Genomic DNA, 17,130 nt, shown 5'->3' with positions numbered 1-17,130 from the left:
CCGGCCGTCAGGCCGGGCTGGGCGCCAGCGCATCCATGTCGAACACCCGGGCGTGCAGGATGGTCCGGTTGCGCAGGGCCGCACGCACGGCGCGGTGCAGGCCGTCCTCCAGGTAGATGTCTCCGCGCCACTTCACCGCGTGTGGGAACAGATCGCCGTAGAACGTGGAGTCCTCCGACAGCAGCCGGTCCAGGGCAAGCACCGTGGTCGTGGTGACCAGTTCGTCGAGGCGCAACTGCCGCGGTGGGATGCGGGACCAATCCCGATGCGAAAGCCCGTGTTCGGGGTACGGCTTGCCTTCTTGGACGCCTTTGAAGATCATCGCCGGACCGCCGCTGGGCGACCTTGGGTCGGGATTGCCGTCGGCATGGTTGCCTAGGCTAGTCCCGGTGTCGCACGTCGCGGGCAGTAGCCGTCAGGAACCCAGCCGCAGCGCCCGCCGGGCGCCGGTGGTCGACCCACCAAATACACCCCGGTAGACGATGCTGATGAATAAGTAAACTGGACCAGGCCAAATAATGCTTCGTGGTCGAGAAGGGCGGGTGAGCACGTGGGCAGTGCCGATGATCGTCGCTTCGAGGTGCTGCGTGCCATCGTCGCCGACTTCGTGTCCACCAAGGAGCCGATCGGCTCCAAGACCCTGGTGGAGCGGCACAACCTCGGCGTATCAAGCGCCACGGTGCGCAATGACATGGCGGTGCTGGAGGCCGAGGGCTACATCACCCAGCCGCACACCAGCTCGGGGCGCGTGCCCACCGAGAAGGGGTATCGCGAGTTCGTCGACCGGATCGACAACGTCAAGCCGTTGTCGTCGTCGGAGCGCCGCGCGATTCTCAACTTCCTGGAGACCGGCGTCGACCTCGACGATGTGTTGCGTCGTGCGGTGCGACTGTTGGCGCAGTTGACCCGCCAGGTCGCCATCGTGCAGTACCCCACGTTGTCCACCTCGACGGTGCGGCATCTGGAGGTGGTGGCACTCACCCCGGCCCGGTTGCTGCTGGTGGTGATCACCGACAGCGGGCGGGTGGATCAACGCATCGTCGAACTCGGTGATGCGATCGACGATCAGGACCTGGCCAAACTGCGCGAGCTGCTCGGACAGGCGCTCGACGGCAAACCGCTGGCCACCGCTTCGATCGAGGTGTCCGAGCTGGCGACCCATTTCACCGGGGGCGGTGGTCTGTCGCCGGCACTCGGCGATGCGGTCGGCCGCGCCGCCACGGTGCTGGTGGAAACGCTGGTGGAGCACACCGAGGAACGATTGCTGTTGGGCGGTACGGCCAACCTGACCCGCAACACCTCCGACTTCGGCGGGTCGCTGCGACCCGTGCTCGAAGCGCTCGAGGAGCAGGTGGTGGTGCTGCGGTTGCTGGCCGTCCAGCAGGAGGCCGGTAAGGTTACGGTCCGAATCGGCCACGAAACCGAGGCCGAGCAGATGTTGGGTACGTCGGTGGTGAGCACCGCCTACGGCAGCTCCGGCAAGGTATACGGCGGTATGGGTGTGGTAGGCCCCACTCGGATGGACTATCCGGGAACGATCGCCAACGTCGCCGCAGTTGCCCTCTACATTGGTGAAGTTCTAGGCAGCCGCTGAGCTGCGGCATGTGAAAGGTCTGGCGTGGCACGCGATTATTACGGCTTGCTCGGAGTGAGCAAGGGCGCGAGTGATTCGGAGATCAAACGTGCCTATCGGCGGTTGGCACGTGAGTTGCACCCCGATGTCAACCCCGACGAAGCGGCGCAGAGCCGCTTCACCGAGATCCAGGTCGCCTACGAGGTGCTCTCGGATCCCGAGAAGCGCCGCATCGTGGACATGGGCGGCGACCCGATGGAATCCGTCGGCGGCGCTCCCGGCGGGTTCAGCGGCTTCGGCGGTCTCGGCGACGTCTTCGAGGCGTTCTTCGGTGGTGGGACCTCCTCGCGCGGGCCGATCGGTCGGGTCCGCCCGGGTGCTGACTCGTTGCTGCGGATGCGACTGGACCTGGCCGAGTGCGCCACCGGCGTCACCAAGCAGGTGACCGTGGACACCGCGGTGCTGTGCGATCTGTGTCACGGCAAGGGCACCAACGGCAACTCCACGCCGGTGGCCTGTGACACCTGCGACGGCCGCGGCGAGATCCAGACCGTGCAGCGCTCGCTGTTGGGGCAGGTGATGACCACCCGTCCGTGCCCGGTATGCGGCGGGATCGGCGAGGTCATCCCCGATCCGTGCAACCGCTGCGGCGGCGACGGGCGGGTGCGCGCCCGCCGCGAGATCAGCGTGAAGATCCCGGCCGGTGTCGGCGACGGCATGCGGGTGCGGCTGGCCGCCCAGGGTGAGGTCGGTCCCGGCGGCGGTCCGGCCGGAGACCTGTACGTGGAAGTCCACGAGAAGCAGCACGACACGTTCGTCCGCGACGGCGACGACCTGCACTGCACGATCTCGGTGCCGATGGTCGACGCGGCGCTGGGCACGACCGTCACCGTCGACGCGATCCTCGACGGCCCCACCGAACTCACTGTCGAGGCGGGGACCCAGCCCGGTGCGGTGACCACACTGCGTGGGCACGGTATGCCGCATCTGCGCTCGGGGGTCCGCGGTGACCTGCACGCCCACATCGACGTCGTGGTGCCGTCACGGCTGGACAGCACCGACACCGAGCTGCTGCGCAAGCTGAAGGAGAACCGCACCCGCGATACCGCCGAGGTGCGTTCGACGCAGGCCGCGGCGAGTTCCGGGGGTCTGTTCAGCCGGCTGCGCGAGACGTTCTCCGGCCGCTGACCCGGTGAGTGCGGCGCTTTTCTACGTCGACGCGCTGCCGGGCGCGGGGCAGATCGCCGTTGTCGACGGCGACGAGGGATTCCATGCGTCCAACGTGCGTCGCCTCCGGGTCGGTGAACACGTCGACCTCAGCGACGGCGCCGGCGCATTGGCGCACTGCGTGGTCGAGGAGACCGCCAAGGGCCGGTTGTCGGCGCGGGTGACCGAGCGGCTCGAGATCGCGCCGTCGTGTCCGGCTGTCACGGTGGTGCAGGCGCTGCCCAAATCGGATCGGTCGGAGCTGGCCGTCGAGCTGGCCACCGAGGCCGGTGCGGACGCGTTTCTCGCCTGGCAGGCGTCGCGGTGCGTGGCCCGTTGGGAGGGTCCGAAGGTGGACAAAGGCGTGCGACGGTGGGAGGCGGTGGCGCGTTCGGCGGCTCGGCAGTCCCGCCGTGCCCACGTCCCGGTGGTCGAGGGTGTGGTGTCGACGGCGGCGTTGACGCAGCGGGTGGCCGACGCGGTGGCTCGGGGGGCGCAGGTGCTGGCACTGCACGAGTCGGCCACCGAGCCGTTTGCCGAATTACCTCTGGCCCAAGCTGATTCGGTGATCCTCATCGTCGGCCCCGAGGGTGGCATTGCCGACGACGAGATCGCTTCGCTGACCGAGGCCGGTGCCAAAGCCGTGCGGTTGGGTCCGACGGTGCTTCGGACGTCGACGGCAGCGGCCGTGGCGCTCGGGGCGATCGGTGCGCTGACGGCGCGCTGGCAGATATAGCGGTTTCCGCATCAGGGTCGTGACCGGGCGCGCGGATTCACCGTGCGGTGGAAGTCGAGGTGGGCTACGCGGCTGTGACCTGGATCTTCGGCGAATCTCGCCGGCCGGCGCTCAATCATTGGGGCGTGTTGTCGACCAGCGGTAAACTGACCACAGTACAACGGCAGCCAGCCGTTATGAGAACACGGAAAGCAGGCACAAACTCCACGTGACGCCCCGCGACACGACCGCTGACTCGTCGACCACCGCATCGGAATCGGTCCGCAGCAGCATCACTGTTCCGCCCGACATCATCGTGGGCCTGCTCGGCTCGGCCGATGAGAATCTGCGGGCACTCGAAAGACTTCTGACCGCCGACATCCACGCGCGCGGCAACGAGATCACCTTCACCGGCGAGCCGGCCGACGTGGCTTTGGCCGAGCGGGTGATCGCCGAGCTGATCGCCGTCGCCTCCAGCGGGCAGGCGGTGACACCCGAGGCGGTGCGCCACAGCGTCGCCATCCTCACCGGCACCGAAGACGCGTCGCCGGCCGAGGTGCTCACCCTCGACATCCTGAGCCGTCGCGGCAAGACCATCCGCCCCAAGACGCTGAACCAGAAGCGCTACGTCGACGCCATCGACGCGCACACGATCGTCTTCGGCATCGGACCGGCAGGTACCGGAAAAACGTACCTGGCGATGGCCAAGGCGGTCAGCGCCTTGCAGGCCAAGCAGGTCAACCGGATCATCCTGACCCGTCCTGCGGTGGAAGCCGGTGAGCGCCTGGGCTTTCTGCCGGGGACGTTGACCGAGAAGATCGACCCGTATCTGCGCCCGCTCTATGACGCGCTACACGACATGATGGATCCGGCGGCAATCCCGAACCTGTTGGCCGCCGGGGTGATCGAGGTGGCGCCGCTGGCATTTATGCGTGGGAGAAGTCTCAATGACGCATTCATCATCCTCGACGAGGCGCAGAACACCACCGCCGAGCAGATGAAGATGTTCTTGACCCGGCTGGGCTTCGGCTCGAAAATCGTTGTCACCGGCGACGTTACGCAGGTCGATTTGCCCGGGGGAGCGCGATCGGGTCTACGGGCCGCGATGAGCATTCTCGACGGTATCGAGGACATCCATTTCGCCGAACTCACCAGCGCCGACGTCGTTCGGCACCGGTTGGTGTCGGAGATCGTCGACGCATACGCCCGACATGAGGAGCCGGCTTTGCTCAACCGTGCCCAACGCCGTTCGTCGAACGGGCGGCCCCGCCGATCATGAGCATCGAGGTATCCAACGAGTCGGGCATCGACGTCTCCGAGGACGAGCTGATCAGCGTCGCCCGCTTCGTCATCGCCAAGATGGACGTGCACCCGGCGGCCGAGCTGTCGATGGTGCTGCTGGACAGCGCGGCGATGGCCGATCTGCACATGCGGTGGATGGACCTGCCCGGTCCCACCGATGTGATGAGCTTCCCGATGGACGAGTTGGAGCCCGGTGGTCGCCCCGACGCGCCCGAGCCGGGTCCGGCGATGTTGGGCGACATCGTGTTGTGTCCCGAGTTCGCCGAACAGCAAGCGGCCAAGGCCGGGCACTCCCTCGGTCAGGAGCTGGCCCTGCTGACCGTGCACGGGGTGTTGCACCTCCTCGGCTACGACCATGCCGAGCCGGACGAGGAAAAAGAGATGTTCGCGTTGCAACGTCAGTTGCTGGAGGAGTGGGTGGCCGAGCAGGTCGAGGCGTATCACGCCGACCGGCAGAGTGAGAAAGACCAGCGGTTGCTGGACAAGTCGCGATATTTCGACGAACCGTGACGGGCATCCTTCCGCTGCTCGGCGCCGTGGTGCTGGTCGGTTTCGGCGGGTTGTTCGCGGCCATCGACGCCGCGCTGTCCACCGTCTCGATAGCGCGGATCGAGGAACTGGTCCGCGAGGAGCGTCCCGGCGCCGCACGGCTCGGTCGAGTTGTCGCCGAGCGACCCAGATACACCAATCTCGTTGTGCTGCTGCGGATCACCTGCGAGATCAGCGCCACCGTGCTGCTCGTGTCCTTCCTGGACGGGCTCCTCGGTGTCGGCTGGGGACTGGTGGCCTCGGCCGCGATCATGGTGGTGACGAGCTTTGTGGTCATCGGCGTCGGCCCACGCACGGTCGGCCGGCAGAATGCCTATTCCATCGCGTTGATGTCGGCGCTGCCGCTGCAGGCAATCTCGGTGCTGCTCACCCCGATCAGCCGCCTGCTGGTGCTGATGGGCAACGCGTTGACCCCGGGGCGCGGCTTCCGCAACGGGCCGTTCTCCTCCGAGATCGAGCTGCGTGAAGTCGTCGACCTGGCTCAGCAGCGCGGCGTGGTGGCCGACGAGGAACGCCGCATGATCCAGTCTGTTTTCGAGCTGGGCGACACCGCCGCCCGCGAGGTGATGGTGCCGCGCACCGAGATGGTGTGGATCGAAAGCGACAAGACGGCAGGCCAAGCGACGTCATTGGCGGTGCGCAGCGGCCATTCCCGCATCCCGGTGATCGGTGAGAACGTCGACGACATCGTCGGCGTGGTCTACCTCAAAGACCTTGTTCAGCAGACCTACTATTCGACCAACGGTGGCCGCGACACCAACGTGGCGCAGGTGATGCGTTCAGCGGTGTTCGTCCCCGATTCCAAGCCGCTGGACGAATTGCTCAGCGAGATGCAGCGCGACCGCAACCACATGGCACTGCTCGTCGACGAGTACGGTGCCATCGCCGGTCTGGTCACCATCGAGGACGTGCTGGAGGAGATCGTCGGGGAGATCGTCGACGAGTACGACGCCGGCGAGGTGGTTCCGATCGAAGACCTCGGCGAGCGGGAATACCGGGTCTCGGCACGACTGCCGATCGAAGACGTATGTGAGCTCTACGATCTGGCGCCGGACGAGGATCTCGACGTCGACACGGTCGGCGGTCTGGTCGCATTCGAACTGGGCCGGGTGCCGTTGCCCGGCGCCGAAGTGACGTGGAACGGTCTGCGGTTGCGCGCCGAGGGCGGTTCCGACCATCGCGGGCGGGTCCGGATCGGCACGGTGCTGGTCCGCCCGGCTGAGGTTGAGGAGAACGAATAACACATGACCGAACTCGATGCCGAGGACACCAAACTCGTGGTGCTGGCCCGTGGTGCGATGGGCCGCGCCGAGGCGTCCAGCGGCGCGGCGGTCCGCGACCAGGACGGGCGCACCTACGCCGGCGCGCCGGTGTCCTTGACGGCGCTGCAGTTGACAGCCCTGCAGGCAGCGGTCGCCGCGGCGGTGTCCAGTGGTGCCACCGGGCTTGAGGCTGCCGTGCTGGTGGGTGGGGCCGCCGACGATGCGGGCGTGGCCGCCGTGCAGGAACTGTCGGCCGACGCCGCGGTGATCGTCACCGATCGGGCGGGGAACGTCTCATGACCGTCGAGCGTGCACTGAGATCGTCGTTTCGGTTGATTTCGCGATCTGAATGCACCCTCGAGGAGCTCGAATGAGTGAATTCCGTTCCGGCTTCGTGTGTTTCGTCGGCCGGCCCAACACCGGCAAGTCGACGCTGACCAACGCCCTGGTGGGCCAGAAGGTCGCGATCACCTCGAACCGGCCGCAGACCACCCGGCACACGATCCGCGGCATCGTGCACCGCGAAGATTTTCAGATCATCCTCGTCGACACCCCCGGTCTGCACCGTCCGCGCACCCTGCTCGGGCAACGGCTCAACGACTTGGTCAAGGACACCTATTCCGAGGTGGACGTGATCGGGCTGTGTATCCCGGCCGATGAGCGCATCGGTCCCGGCGACCGCTGGATCTATCAGCAGATCCGAGCCGTGGCGCCGAAGACCACGCTGATCGCCGTCGTCACCAAGATCGACAAGGTGCCCAAAGACCGCGTGGCCGAACAGCTTCTCGCAGTCAGTGAGCTGGTGGGTCCCGACACCGAGATCGTTCCGGTCTCGGCCACCGCGGGCGAACAGCTCGACGTGCTCACCGAGGTCCTGGTATCGAAACTGCCGCCGGGGCCGGCCTATTACCCCGACGGTGAGCTGACCGACGAGCCCGAAGAAGTGCTGATGGCCGAGCTCATCCGCGAGGCTGCCCTGGAAGGGGTGCGCGACGAACTGCCGCACTCGCTGGCCGTGGTCATCGAAGAAGTTGAAGAACGCGAAGGCCGTGATGACCTCATCGACGTGCATGCCATCCTCTACGTCGAGCGGGACAGTCAAAAAGGCATCGTGATCGGCAAGGGCGGGGCCCGGCTGCGTGAGGTCGGTACCGCGGCCCGCACCCAGATCGAAAAGCTGCTCGGCACAAAAGTTTATCTGGACCTTCGGGTCAAGATCGCCAAGAACTGGCAGCGCGATCCCAAACAGTTGGGTCGGCTGGGGTTCTAGCCGGCGGGCGAGTCGCCGCTATTTGCTCGTCATCATGACCACCGTGATCATGAGGGCGATCGCCAAAAACGTTGTGCCAAAAATGATCAGCGCTGTCTTGACGCGTTCCCGTGACGTTTTGCCAAGGCCGTAAGACGATGAACCGCTGAAGAGATCCAACAACCCCTCCATCACCCGCCAGCCCCACGAGTTGCCGCTGTGCTTCTTGGCATCCGGTTGCGGCGGGACGGGCGGCGGGGGGTAATACGGCGGTTGTGGTTGGGCACCGTGAGGTGCGGTGGGCGGGTAGCCACCGTTGGGCGGATATCCATAGCCGTGGGGGCCGGGTGGCGGCGGTGGATACTGGCCCGGCGGAGGTTGCTGTTGGGGCTGATACGGATCCGGATAGCTCATTGCGGGACTCCCCTTGCCCTGTTCGATAGCCTGCAAAATCCTACCTGGCCGGCACCCTGGGGACCGGTCACCGTCCATCCCGCAGATATGCGACCGATACCTCGGCCTGGGCAGCCTCGGACTGCGCCGGTGTCGGCAGGTCGGAGATGTCATCGATAAATTGCGCGGCGAGGTCGGGGTCCATGCCCTGATTCATGAGCAGGCTTTGGACCATCGCGCGCTGGATTGCTCGGGCCTGGATGTTCGCCAGCTGGGCGGTGGCCATGATGTCGCGTGCGAGGTCCGATTCGGTCATCGTCGCTGTCGTTGAAGACAACTCGATTCGATTGATCGCACCCGAGATAGTGGCTTGCGCGGTGATCGTTCCGGCCGGGTTGGTCGCTCCGAAGGTCACCGGCCCTTCTGGACCGTTCGCGGCATCAGGACCGGGCGTGGTCGGCCCCAGCTGGTCTGCCGTTGGCCCGGCGGCGGTTTCATCGACCGTGAATGCGTCGAGCCCGGACCAATCATCGTGGTCGTCATTGCGGTGTTGCACGTCGTCGAAGCCCAGCGCGTCGAGTTCGCCGGCGAACCGCTCGTCTTCGGGATCATCATCGTCCCAGCTGTGATCGGTCATGTGGCTAGCAGTGCATGGTCCGGTCGAGATGGCCGGATTCGTGCGCGTCCGTCTGGTCGTACTGTGTGGCTGCCGTGGTCAGCTTCTGGGACAGGTCGTTGGACGTCTTCATCATCGCTTCGGCGGCGGATTTTCTGGCTTCGTTCGCCTCGCACAGCGCTTGCTGGGACGACCAGCAGATCGGTCCGTGCGTAGCCAGCACCTTCCATTCCACAAACGACGTCGTATCGCCCGCCGCGGAGAATCCTGCCGCGGCAGCGTCGTGCGTGGTCGACATATCTCGGAGATCCGAGGTGAGAACGTTCAATTCATCGGACATGTTTGACTCCCTGCTCCTTCCGCGGTTACCGGTCGGTGGTGAGGCGCTGCGGCGCAGCGTGGTTCGTGGTGTCAGCGCCGAACGAAGCATTGACCGGGGCGCGCCCGGCCTGAGAGTGGTCACCGGTCGCGACACCGGATTCGCCGTCGTTCTGCGCGTCCGAGTCTTGTTGCTCCGCTTGCTGCACTGCCTGAGTCACGGTTTCGACGATCTGTCCGGCCGCCCCCATGAAGCCGCCGAGCATGCCGGTGCCGCCGCCACCGGAACCGCCACCCATTTGCGGAAGCGACGGCAAACCACCCATGCCGCCGCCCGAGCTCGCGGCGCCAGTCGGCATGCCGGTCGTGCTGGGTATCGATGTCGCCGATCCCCGGCCGCCACTGGAGCCCGATCCGCCGCTGCCGGCGCCAGACCCGCCCCCGGCGCCCGAACCCGAGCCGCCGCCGGCACCCGAACCGCCACCGCCGGACTGATTGCCCGAACTCGGGGTACTCGTAGGCGCGCTCGGGGTGCCCGGGGTGTCCTGTCCAGACCGGTCACCCTGGCTGTCAGACCCGTTCTGGTCGCCCGAACCGGACCGTGAGACCGGTGCCCCTGAGCCTGACGGGCCCACCGCGCCGGCTTGCCGGTACTTTTCCGTGGCTTCTCGAATCTGCGCGGCGTTGTCTTGCGAATAGTTCACCAGATTGGCCGCCGCCGCCCCCGCGACGGCGCTCGCCACGGCCACCGCCGAGAACTGGAGCGCCATCGACTCGGGGGCGCCCAATACAGTGGCTTCCAGCGCCATTGCCACCGGAATCATTGCGGCCAAACCTTTTGAGGCCCAGTCGACTTCGGTCCGGGCATGGTTGACCTGTCCGGCCTGTGTGGACAGGATTCGAACGATGTCGTTGTCCGCCTCCAACATCGTCGACGCACGCTGGATCTGGTGTGAGTTCTGCGCCGTGTAGGCGTTGGAGGCAGAGCCGGACCACGTCTCGGTGGGGTAGGCGCCTTCGAGGGCCTTCCCGTGAGTTTGGAACTGTTTCGCGCCGTCGCTGAAGGCCCCACCACCGTCGGGGCTTCCCATCCCCATGCTTTTGCTGATTCCGGTCAGGACATACAGGCCGTACTGGATCACCGGTGTGGCAATGGCTTCGGGAATGAGTAGTTGTGCCCACTTACCGGCATCGCCCAACAGGCCGACCGCGCCGATCGGGTCGCCTTCCATGAGCTTCTTGAAATCGCTGTAGGTGCTGAAGGCGGTTGTCGCTATACCGAGCTTGCTGGGGCCTTTCGGCCCGTTGGCGCCTCCGTCGTCCTCTGCACCGCTCACTCGGATCCCTGCCCATTGCACATGGATTGATCAGTGCGCACGCCTCTTGGCCCTCCCGGCAGATTCAACGAATTCATCGCGGCCCCCACGACGTGGATTCGAGCGTAGCAGCGGCTGTAAGGCGCCAAACACACTAATTTTCACAGCAATTCGGCAGCTGACTGCCAGCAAGGCCCGGCGGCCTAACCCGCCCGCCGCTCGAACGCGTTGATCGCCGCCGCGGCCTGGGAGGCGTCCGTCTGTGACGGGGGATTCCACCAGGGCTCGGGTTGTTTGGCAGCCCAGCCCGTGACCGCCTCCAGCTCGGCCGCCAGCGAAATCAGCAGTGGCTCACTGTCGGCCGGTCCCATCAGCTGGACACCGATCGGCAACCCGTCGGAGGTGAACCCGGCGGGCACGTTGATCGAGGGCCAGCCGAGCAGGTTCCATGGCCAGGTCAGTGGGCAGGCCGCGATCGAGGCGCGTTCGGTGGCCGACCACCCGCGGCGGTCGAATTCGTGTGTGAGCGGCGGTGGTTGGGCTGTGGTGGGCGCGACGATGACGTCGACGAGGTTGAAGGTCCACGACATCCTGCGCTGTGCGGCGGCCTCGTGCACGCGGGCCTTGCGCAGCGCATTCTGTGACAGCAGCCGGCCGATGCGCATGTTGGCCAGAGTGCGCTCGTCGTACTCCGTATTACCAAGGCGGTCGGCCCAGTCCAACAGGCCGGCGGTGGAGCGGGCCAAGAAGTCCCACGACATCTGCAGGCTGTAGTTGGGATCCTTCTCCACCACGCTGTGCCCCAGTTGCTCGAGAAGTTTGCCGACGCTCTTGAGTGCGGCACGGATCTCGGGGTGCAACTCGGCCGGGAAGCCGGTGAACGGGAACTTGGTGGACAGCGCCACCCGCAGTGGCCCGGGGGCACGGCCGACATATTCGGCTGCCTGGATCGGTGCCGGCTTGTGCAGATCCCCCTCGGCGTTGCCGGAGGCGGCGTCGAGCACCAGGGCGGCGTCGGTGACGGTTCGGGCCAGCACGCCGTTGACGGTGATGCCGTTGAACGCCTCGGGCAGCGGCCAGGTGGAGATGCGTCCGCGCTGCGGCTTGATGCCGACCAGGTGGGTCCACGCCGCCGGGATGCGCACGCTGCCCGCGCCGTCGGATCCGACCGCCGCGGTCACCAGACCGGCGGCCACGGCCGCGGCGCTGCCACCGGAGGAGCCGCCGGGGCTGTGCTTGCGCGACCAGGGGTTGCGGGTATGTCCGAAGCCGGGTCCGCCGGAGAACGGCCACTGGCCGAGCTCGCAGGTGTTCGTCTTGCCGACGATGACCGCGCCTGCCGCCCGCAGTCGGCGCACCACCTCGGCGTCGGAGGTCGGCAGGTACCCGTCGCCGGCGGTGCCGAACCGGGTCGGCACCCCGGCGATGTCGACGTCGTCCTTGACTGCGATGGGGATCCCCGACAACAGGCGATACCGGCCGGCGGCCCGCTCGCGGTCGGCGCGGGCGGCGTCGGCCATGGCCTGCTCGGTCAGCACCACCCGAAAGGCGTTGAGGGTGGGCTGGCTGGCCGAAATCGCTTGCAGGGAGCGGCTTACCAGTTCCTGGCAGGTCAGGGCGCCGCTGGCTAATTCATAGAGCTGATTGGTCAGGGTCGGAAAGAGTGGAGCAGTGGAGTCGGTGGATTTGGCCATCACTTTCGAGGATATCGGCGGTGCGTAACGGAACCTGTCCGGCCATGGTGCGACACTGTCACGATGCGGCTGTACCGGGACCGGGCGGTGGTACTGCGCCAGCACAAGCTCGGCGAAGCCGACCGGATCGTCACCTTGCTCACCCGCGACCATGGTCTGGTCCGCGCGGTGGCCAAGGGCGTTCGGCGTACCCGCAGCAAGTTCGGTGCTCGGCTGGAGCCGTTTGCCCACATCGATGTGCAGCTGCATCCGGGTCGCAACCTCGACATCGTCACGCAGGTGCAGGCCATCGACGCGTTCGCCGCCGACATCGTCAGCGACTACGGCCGCTACACCAGTGCCTGCGCGATGCTGGAGACCGCCGAGCGGCTGGCCGGGGAGGAGCGGGCACCGATGCCCGACCTGCACCGGCTCACGGTGGCCGCGCTGCGGGCCATCGCCGACGGTCGCCGAGCCCGGGAGCTGGTGCTCGACTCCTATTTACTGCGGGGGATGACGATCGCCGGGTGGGCACCGGCGCTGACCGAATGCGCGCGCTGCGCCGCGCCGGGCCCGCACCGGGCGTTTCACGTCGCCGCCGGTGGCAGTGTGTGCGTGCATTGCCGGCCCAGCGGGTCCAGCACCCCACCGCAGCCCGTGCTGGAGCTGATGTCGGCGCTGCACGAGGGCGACTGGGAGTATGCCGAGGCCTCCTCATCGGGGCATCGCAGCCAGGCCAGTGGACTGATCGCGGCGCATCTGCAGTGGCATCTGGAAAGGCAGCTGCGGACATTGCCTCTGGTCGAGCGGGTGTACCGGATCGATCGGACAGTCGCCGAGCAGCGCGCCACGCTGGTCAGGCAGGATATGGCCCATGGTTTTGAAGCGGGACAAGCAGCAGGGCAAGACCACCTACCCACAGCTGCCCCCGGCGCCTGAGGACTATCCGGTCTTCCCGGATACCTCGACGTGGCCCGTCGTCTTCCCGGAGATCCCGCCCGGTACCAACGGTCGCTTCGCCCGCCCGCCGCAGCACACCTCCAAGGCCGTCGCGCCGCGGATCCCGGCTGATCAAGTACCCAACCACGTCGCGGTGGTGATGGACGGCAACGGCCGATGGGCCACCCAACGCGGGCTGGGTCGCACCGAGGGACACAAGATGGGTGAGGCGGTGTTGATCGACATCACCTGCGGCGCCATCGAGCTGGGCATCAAACACCTCAGTGTCTATGCGTTCTCCACCGAGAACTGGAAGCGCAGTGCCGAAGAGGTCCGGTTCCTGATGGGGTTCAACCGGGAGGTGGTGCGCCGCCGTCGGGAAAATCTCAACGCCATGGGCGTGAACATGCGCTGGGTGGGGTCACGGCCCAAGATGTGGCGCAGCGTCATCAAAGAGTTCGACATCGCCGAGCAGATGACCGTCGGCAATGACGTCATCACGGTCAATTACTGCGTCAACTACGGCGGGCGCACCGAGCTCGTCGAGGCGGCGCAGGCGCTGGCCGCCGAGGCCGCCGAAGGCAAGATCAACCCGAACCGGATCAGCGAGGCTGCTTTCGCCAAGCATCTGCACCGCCCTGACATCCCCGACGTGGACCTGTTCATCCGGACGTCGGGGGAGCAGCGAGCCAGTAACTTCCTGCTGTGGCAATCGGCGTATGCCGAGTTCGTGTTCCAGGACAAACTGTGGCCGGATTACGACCGGCGCGACCTGTGGGCGGCCTGCGAGGAGTACGTGAACCGCAACCGTCGCTTCGGCAGGGCCTGACATGAGCGCCCTGCTGCAACGACTATCCGCGGTGCTCGGCGAGGTGTCCTCGGTCGTCGAGGAATCCGACGGCGCGCTGACGGTGACGGTCGACGGTTCGGTGGCCTCGGTGCGGGTGGTGGCGATCGCCGAGGACCTCGAGATGGTCTCGCTGACGCAGCCACTGGCGTGGGATTTGCCGCTGAACAACAAGATTCGCGAGCGGGTATCCGACCATGCCAGCAAGACCATGCTGGGCACCGTCGTGCTGGTGGAGAAGCTCGTCGAGACTCCCACAAACGGTGCGACACCCAAGGGCGCCGCACGCAAGCGGCCGGCCAAGAAGGTCGCCGACGTGATGCTGCGTTACAACTTCCCGGCCGCTGGGCTCACCGACGATGCGTTGCGCACGTTGATCCTCATGGTGCTGGCCACCGGTGCCGACGTGCGCCGGGACCTGACGACGTGACCGCCCCGGTCCTTCGGATCGTCGCGGCCGTGGTGCTCGATGCGAACGGCCGGTTGTTGGTGGTGCGTAAACGCGGGACGACGGTGTTCATGCAACCCGGCGGGAAGATCGAACCGGGGGAGCAGCCGATCGGCGCACTGGCCCGGGAAGTTCGTGAGGAACTCGGCGTCGGATCGGTCACCGCTGAGGAGCTCGGCCGCTTCAGCGCGCCGGCCGCCAACGAGCCGGGCTATCACGTCGACGCGTGGCTGTATCTGGTCCACCTCGACGGTGAACCGCGGCCGCAGGCCGAGATCGCCGAGATGATGTGGGTCGACCTGTATGCACCCGGCGATGTCGAGCTGGCACCGCTGACTCGTGACACCGTGCTGGCGCTGGCGCGCGATCGGGCTCAGCGGCCCCGCGTGTGAAGCGCCATGGCGGAAAATTGCCCTTGGAACCGCCACCACGCTTCATACGCGGAAAGCTGGTCAGCTGACTGCGTCGCTGCAGGCGCGGCACATCCCGAAGATCTCGATGGTGTGGCTGACGTCGGAGAAACCGTGTTCGCGGGCCACGTCGGCGGCCCAGGTCTCGACCTGACCGCCGGTGATCTCGACCGTCGCGCCACAGGCCCGGCACACCAGGTGATGATGGTGATCTTCCGAGCAGCGGCGGTAGACCGATTCGCCGGTATCGGTGCGCAAGGTGTCGACGTTGCCCGTGGTGGCCATGGCCTGCAGCGTGCGGTACACCGTGGTCAGGCCGATGCCCTGGCCGCGGCGCCGCAACTCGTCGTGCAGTTCCTGGGCTGAACGGAATCCGTCGGTCTCGTTGAGCAGGTCAGCGATGGCCGCCCGCTGCCGGGTGGACCGGACCGCGCCCGTCACTGGTGGTCCTCGCCGGCGTGGGCCACGGCGTCGGCGACGATGTGGGCCAAGTGGTGGTCGACCAGTTGATAGAGGACTTCGCGGCCGGCTCGCTCGCTCGCGACCACTCCGGCCTGCTTGAGAATCCGCAGATGCTGGCTCACCAGCGGTTGTGGCACGTCGAGCGCATCGACCAGTTCGTGCACACAGCGCGCTGACTGCTGCAGCTGCAGCACGATGGCGATCCGCAGCGGAGCAGCCAGTGCGCGCAGCAGTTCACCTGCGGTGTCGAGGACCTCGCGCGACGGCATCGCCGGCGCCGGGGCGGCGGTGTGCTCACGGGCGTCGTCGTGCTGGGTGTCGGCCAAGTTGGAAACCGTTTTCATTACCGGTCAGAATACATGCGCGGAATTGCATGTCAACCGGTCTGACCGTCGCGGCGGATTATCGCTGCCAGCGTGCCTGTGGCTACGCTGTTGGACCGTGGCATCCATCATCGACACCGTTGCGAACCTGGCGAAACGCCGTGGCCTGGTCTTCCAGTCCGGAGAGATCTACGGCGGGACCAAGTCCGCGTGGGATTACGGGCCACTCGGGGTCGAGCTCAAGGAGAACATCAAACGGCAGTGGTGGAAGTCCATGGTCACCGGCCGCGACGATGTCGTCGGCCTCGACAGCGCGATCATCCTGCCGCGCCAGGTCTGGGTGGCCTCCGGTCACGTCGACGTCTTCAACGACCCGCTCGTGGAGTGCCTCAACTGCCACAAGCGTCATCGTCAGGACCACATGCAGGAGGCGTACGCAGCCAAAAAAGGTCTTGATGATCCCGACGCGGTGCCGATGGACGAGATCGTGTGTCCGGACTGCGGCACCAAGGGCCAGTGGACCGAGCCGCGTGACTTCAACATGATGCTCAAGACCTACCTCGGCCCGATCGAGTCGGAGGAAGGTCTGCACTATCTGCGTCCGGAGACGGCGCAGGGCATCTTCGTGAACTTCGCCAATGTGGTCACCACCGCGCGTCGCAAGCCGCCGTTCGGCATCGGCCAGATCGGTAAGAGCTTCCGCAACGAGATCACCCCGGGCAACTTCATCTTCCGTACGCGCGAGTTCGAGCAGATGGAGATGGAGTTCTTCGTCGAGCCGTCCACGGCGCCGGAATGGCACAAGTACTGGATCGAGACACGGCTGCAGTGGTACGTCGATCTCGGCATCGACCGGGACAACCTGCGGCTCTACGACCATCCCAAGGAAAAGCTGTCGCACTACTCCGACGGCACCGTCGACATCGAGTACAAGTTCGGATTCGCCGGCAACCCATGGGGTGAGCTGGAGGGCATCGCCAACCGCACCAACTTCGACCTGTCCACGCACGCAAAGCATTCCGGTACCGACCTGTCGTTCTACGACCAGGGAACCGACGCCCGATATGTGCCGTACGTGATCGAGCCGGCAGCCGGCCTGACCCGCTCGTTGATGGCGTTCCTGGTCGACTCCTACACCGAGGACGAGGCGCCCAACGCCAAGGGCGGAGTGGACAAGCGCACCGTGCTCAAGCTCGATCCGCGGCTGGCCCCGGTCAAGGCGGCGGTGCTGCCGCTGTCGCGCAATGCCGATCTGTCACCCAAGGCTCGGGATCTCGCCGCGGAGCTGCGCAAGAACTGGAACGTCGAGTTCGACGACGCCGGCGCGATCGGCCGGCGCTACCGCCGCCAGGACGAGATCGGCACACCGTATTGCGTGACAGTCGATTTCGACACCCTCGAGGACAACGCGGTGACCATCCGCGAGCGCGACGCCATGACCCAGGAGCGCATCGCGCTGGACAAGGTGTCGGACTACCTGGCGGTGCGGCTCAAGGGCTGCTGACTCTTTCTGCCGAGCAGACGTAAAA

At 66.5% G+C, this 17,130-nt stretch carries 21 protein-coding genes; 13 read left to right on the top strand and 8 right to left on the bottom strand.

Annotated features, from left to right (window positions below):
- Positions 1 to 7 precede the first annotated feature (7 nt).
- Positions 8 to 322 (bottom strand): type II toxin-antitoxin system VapB family antitoxin, encoded by a 315-nt coding sequence (locus A5740_RS05445; RefSeq protein ID WP_076192088.1) that lies wholly within the window; start codon positions 320 to 322, stop codon positions 8 to 10.
- A 228-nt stretch (positions 323 to 550) separates the two neighbouring features.
- Between A5740_RS05445 and hrcA the strand changes: the two genes are divergently transcribed.
- The 8 genes from hrcA (at position 551) to era (ending at position 7,877) form a co-directional block, all read left to right on the top strand.
- A complete protein-coding gene (gene hrcA / locus A5740_RS05440; RefSeq protein ID WP_076192087.1) occupies positions 551 to 1,594 on the top strand; it encodes a heat-inducible transcriptional repressor HrcA in 1,044 nt (347 codons plus the stop codon).
- A 24-nt stretch (positions 1,595 to 1,618) separates the two neighbouring features.
- Positions 1,619 to 2,761 carry a molecular chaperone DnaJ gene (gene dnaJ / locus A5740_RS05435; RefSeq protein ID WP_076192085.1) on the top strand — a complete coding sequence of 381 codons (1,143 nt, stop codon included), beginning with the start codon at positions 1,619 to 1,621 and terminating at the stop codon, positions 2,759 to 2,761.
- 4 nt (positions 2,762 to 2,765) lie between these two features.
- Positions 2,766 to 3,515, top strand: coding sequence for a 16S rRNA (uracil(1498)-N(3))-methyltransferase (locus A5740_RS05430; protein ID WP_076192084.1), 750 nt, complete (start codon positions 2,766 to 2,768; stop codon positions 3,513 to 3,515).
- A gap of 208 nt (positions 3,516 to 3,723) precedes the next feature.
- Positions 3,724 to 4,773, top strand: coding sequence for a PhoH family protein (locus A5740_RS05425; protein WP_076192082.1), 1,050 nt, complete (start codon positions 3,724 to 3,726; stop codon positions 4,771 to 4,773).
- Positions 4,770 to 5,306: an rRNA maturation RNase YbeY gene (ybeY, locus tag A5740_RS05420; protein WP_067773811.1), complete on the top strand. Its 537-nt coding sequence runs from the start codon at positions 4,770 to 4,772 to the stop codon at positions 5,304 to 5,306. Before A5740_RS05425 ends, ybeY begins: the two co-directional genes overlap by 4 nt.
- A complete protein-coding gene (locus tag A5740_RS05415) occupies positions 5,303 to 6,586 on the top strand; it encodes a hemolysin family protein (RefSeq protein WP_076192080.1) in 1,284 nt (427 codons plus the stop codon). The genes ybeY and A5740_RS05415 overlap by 4 nt, the downstream gene beginning before the upstream one ends.
- Before the next feature lie 3 nt (positions 6,587 to 6,589).
- Positions 6,590 to 6,907, top strand: coding sequence for a cytidine deaminase (locus A5740_RS05410; RefSeq protein ID WP_076192079.1), 318 nt, complete (start codon positions 6,590 to 6,592; stop codon positions 6,905 to 6,907).
- Positions 6,908 to 6,977: 70 nt separating this feature from the next.
- Positions 6,978 to 7,877 carry a GTPase Era gene (gene era, locus A5740_RS05405; protein ID WP_076192077.1) on the top strand — a complete coding sequence of 300 codons (900 nt, stop codon included), beginning with the start codon at positions 6,978 to 6,980 and terminating at the stop codon, positions 7,875 to 7,877.
- A gap of 18 nt (positions 7,878 to 7,895) precedes the next feature.
- On the opposite strand, the gene A5740_RS05400 is transcribed toward era, so the two are convergent.
- The 5 genes from A5740_RS05400 to A5740_RS05380 all read right to left on the bottom strand — a co-directional run bounded on the left by A5740_RS05400 (position 7,896) and on the right by A5740_RS05380 (position 12,193).
- The gene (locus tag A5740_RS05400) at positions 7,896 to 8,270 is read right to left on the bottom strand and encodes a hypothetical protein (protein ID WP_076192075.1); all 375 of its coding nucleotides are present in this window, start codon (positions 8,268 to 8,270) and stop codon (positions 7,896 to 7,898) included.
- A gap of 67 nt (positions 8,271 to 8,337) precedes the next feature.
- Positions 8,338 to 8,886 carry a hypothetical protein gene (locus tag A5740_RS05395; protein WP_076192074.1) on the bottom strand — a complete coding sequence of 183 codons (549 nt, stop codon included), beginning with the start codon at positions 8,884 to 8,886 and terminating at the stop codon, positions 8,338 to 8,340.
- A gap of 4 nt (positions 8,887 to 8,890) precedes the next feature.
- Positions 8,891 to 9,205 carry an ESX-1 secretion-associated protein gene (locus A5740_RS05390; RefSeq protein ID WP_076192072.1) on the bottom strand — a complete coding sequence of 105 codons (315 nt, stop codon included), beginning with the start codon at positions 9,203 to 9,205 and terminating at the stop codon, positions 8,891 to 8,893.
- Positions 9,206 to 9,230: 25 nt separating this feature from the next.
- Entirely contained in the window at positions 9,231 to 10,520 is a 1,290-nt protein-coding gene (locus tag A5740_RS29285; protein ID WP_076192071.1) for an EspA/EspE family type VII secretion system effector, read from the bottom strand.
- 182 nt (positions 10,521 to 10,702) lie between these two features.
- A complete protein-coding gene (locus A5740_RS05380; protein WP_076192261.1) occupies positions 10,703 to 12,193 on the bottom strand; it encodes an amidase in 1,491 nt (496 codons plus the stop codon).
- A gap of 63 nt (positions 12,194 to 12,256) precedes the next feature.
- On the opposite strand from A5740_RS05380, the gene recO reads away from it, so the two are divergent.
- Genes recO through A5740_RS05360 form a run of 4 tightly spaced genes read left to right on the top strand, consistent with a single transcriptional unit; the run spans position 12,257 to position 14,798 of the window.
- On the top strand, positions 12,257 to 13,111 hold the full coding sequence (gene recO / locus A5740_RS05375; protein ID WP_076192069.1) for a DNA repair protein RecO: 855 nt from the start codon (positions 12,257 to 12,259) through the stop codon (positions 13,109 to 13,111).
- Complete coding sequence (locus A5740_RS05370; RefSeq protein WP_076192068.1) at positions 13,047 to 13,940, top strand: decaprenyl diphosphate synthase; 894 nt, start codon at positions 13,047 to 13,049, stop codon at positions 13,938 to 13,940. Before recO ends, A5740_RS05370 begins: the two co-directional genes overlap by 65 nt.
- Position 13,941: 1 nt before the next feature.
- The gene (locus tag A5740_RS05365; RefSeq protein WP_076192066.1) at positions 13,942 to 14,388 is read left to right on the top strand and encodes a hypothetical protein; all 447 of its coding nucleotides are present in this window, start codon (positions 13,942 to 13,944) and stop codon (positions 14,386 to 14,388) included.
- Entirely contained in the window at positions 14,385 to 14,798 is a 414-nt protein-coding gene (locus A5740_RS05360; RefSeq protein ID WP_076192065.1) for an NUDIX domain-containing protein, read from the top strand. Before A5740_RS05365 ends, A5740_RS05360 begins: the two co-directional genes overlap by 4 nt.
- A 60-nt stretch (positions 14,799 to 14,858) precedes the next feature.
- Here A5740_RS05360 and A5740_RS05355 read toward each other — a convergent pair whose 3' ends face one another.
- Together A5740_RS05355 and A5740_RS05350 are read right to left on the bottom strand one after the other, a co-directional pair.
- A complete protein-coding gene (locus A5740_RS05355) occupies positions 14,859 to 15,257 on the bottom strand; it encodes a Fur family transcriptional regulator (protein ID WP_076192063.1) in 399 nt (132 codons plus the stop codon).
- On the bottom strand, positions 15,254 to 15,547 hold the full coding sequence (locus tag A5740_RS05350; RefSeq protein WP_254849085.1) for a helix-turn-helix transcriptional regulator: 294 nt from the start codon (positions 15,545 to 15,547) through the stop codon (positions 15,254 to 15,256). Before A5740_RS05350 ends, A5740_RS05355 begins: the two co-directional genes overlap by 4 nt.
- A 172-nt stretch (positions 15,548 to 15,719) precedes the next feature.
- Between A5740_RS05350 and A5740_RS05345 the strand changes: the two genes are divergently transcribed.
- Positions 15,720 to 17,105 carry a glycine--tRNA ligase gene (locus tag A5740_RS05345; RefSeq protein ID WP_076192060.1) on the top strand — a complete coding sequence of 462 codons (1,386 nt, stop codon included), beginning with the start codon at positions 15,720 to 15,722 and terminating at the stop codon, positions 17,103 to 17,105.
- Positions 17,106 to 17,130: the final 25 nt, after the last annotated feature.

This window comes from Mycobacterium sp. GA-1841 (genome assembly GCF_001954135.1).
GTDB lineage: Bacteria > Actinomycetota > Actinomycetes > Mycobacteriales > Mycobacteriaceae > Mycobacterium.
This window is presented reverse-complemented; position numbering and strand designations above follow the sequence as displayed.

Bases quoted from the DNA above. Each gene is read 5' to 3' on its own strand.
- A5740_RS05395 (WP_076192074.1), bottom strand. From the start codon at position 8,886: ATGACCGATCACAGCTGGGACGATGATGATCCCGAAGACGAGCGGTTC.
- A5740_RS05445 (WP_076192088.1), bottom strand. From the start codon at position 322: ATGATCTTCAAAGGCGTCCAAGAAGGCAAGCCGTACCCCGAACACGGG.
- A5740_RS05410 (WP_076192079.1), top strand. From the start codon at position 6,590: ATGACCGAACTCGATGCCGAGGACACCAAACTCGTGGTGCTGGCCCGT.
- A5740_RS05350 (WP_254849085.1), bottom strand. From the start codon at position 15,547: ATGCCGTCGCGCGAGGTCCTCGACACCGCAGGTGAACTGCTGCGCGCA.
- ybeY (WP_067773811.1), top strand. From the start codon at position 4,770: ATGAGCATCGAGGTATCCAACGAGTCGGGCATCGACGTCTCCGAGGAC.
- recO (WP_076192069.1), top strand. From the start codon at position 12,257: ATGCGGCTGTACCGGGACCGGGCGGTGGTACTGCGCCAGCACAAGCTC.
- era (WP_076192077.1), top strand. From the start codon at position 6,978: ATGAGTGAATTCCGTTCCGGCTTCGTGTGTTTCGTCGGCCGGCCCAAC.
- A5740_RS05380 (WP_076192261.1), bottom strand. From the start codon at position 12,193: ATGGCCAAATCCACCGACTCCACTGCTCCACTCTTTCCGACCCTGACC.
- A5740_RS05390 (WP_076192072.1), bottom strand. From the start codon at position 9,205: ATGTCCGATGAATTGAACGTTCTCACCTCGGATCTCCGAGATATGTCG.
- A5740_RS05365 (WP_076192066.1), top strand. From the start codon at position 13,942: ATGAGCGCCCTGCTGCAACGACTATCCGCGGTGCTCGGCGAGGTGTCC.
- A5740_RS05370 (WP_076192068.1), top strand. From the start codon at position 13,047: ATGGTTTTGAAGCGGGACAAGCAGCAGGGCAAGACCACCTACCCACAG.
- A5740_RS05400 (WP_076192075.1), bottom strand. From the start codon at position 8,270: ATGAGCTATCCGGATCCGTATCAGCCCCAACAGCAACCTCCGCCGGGC.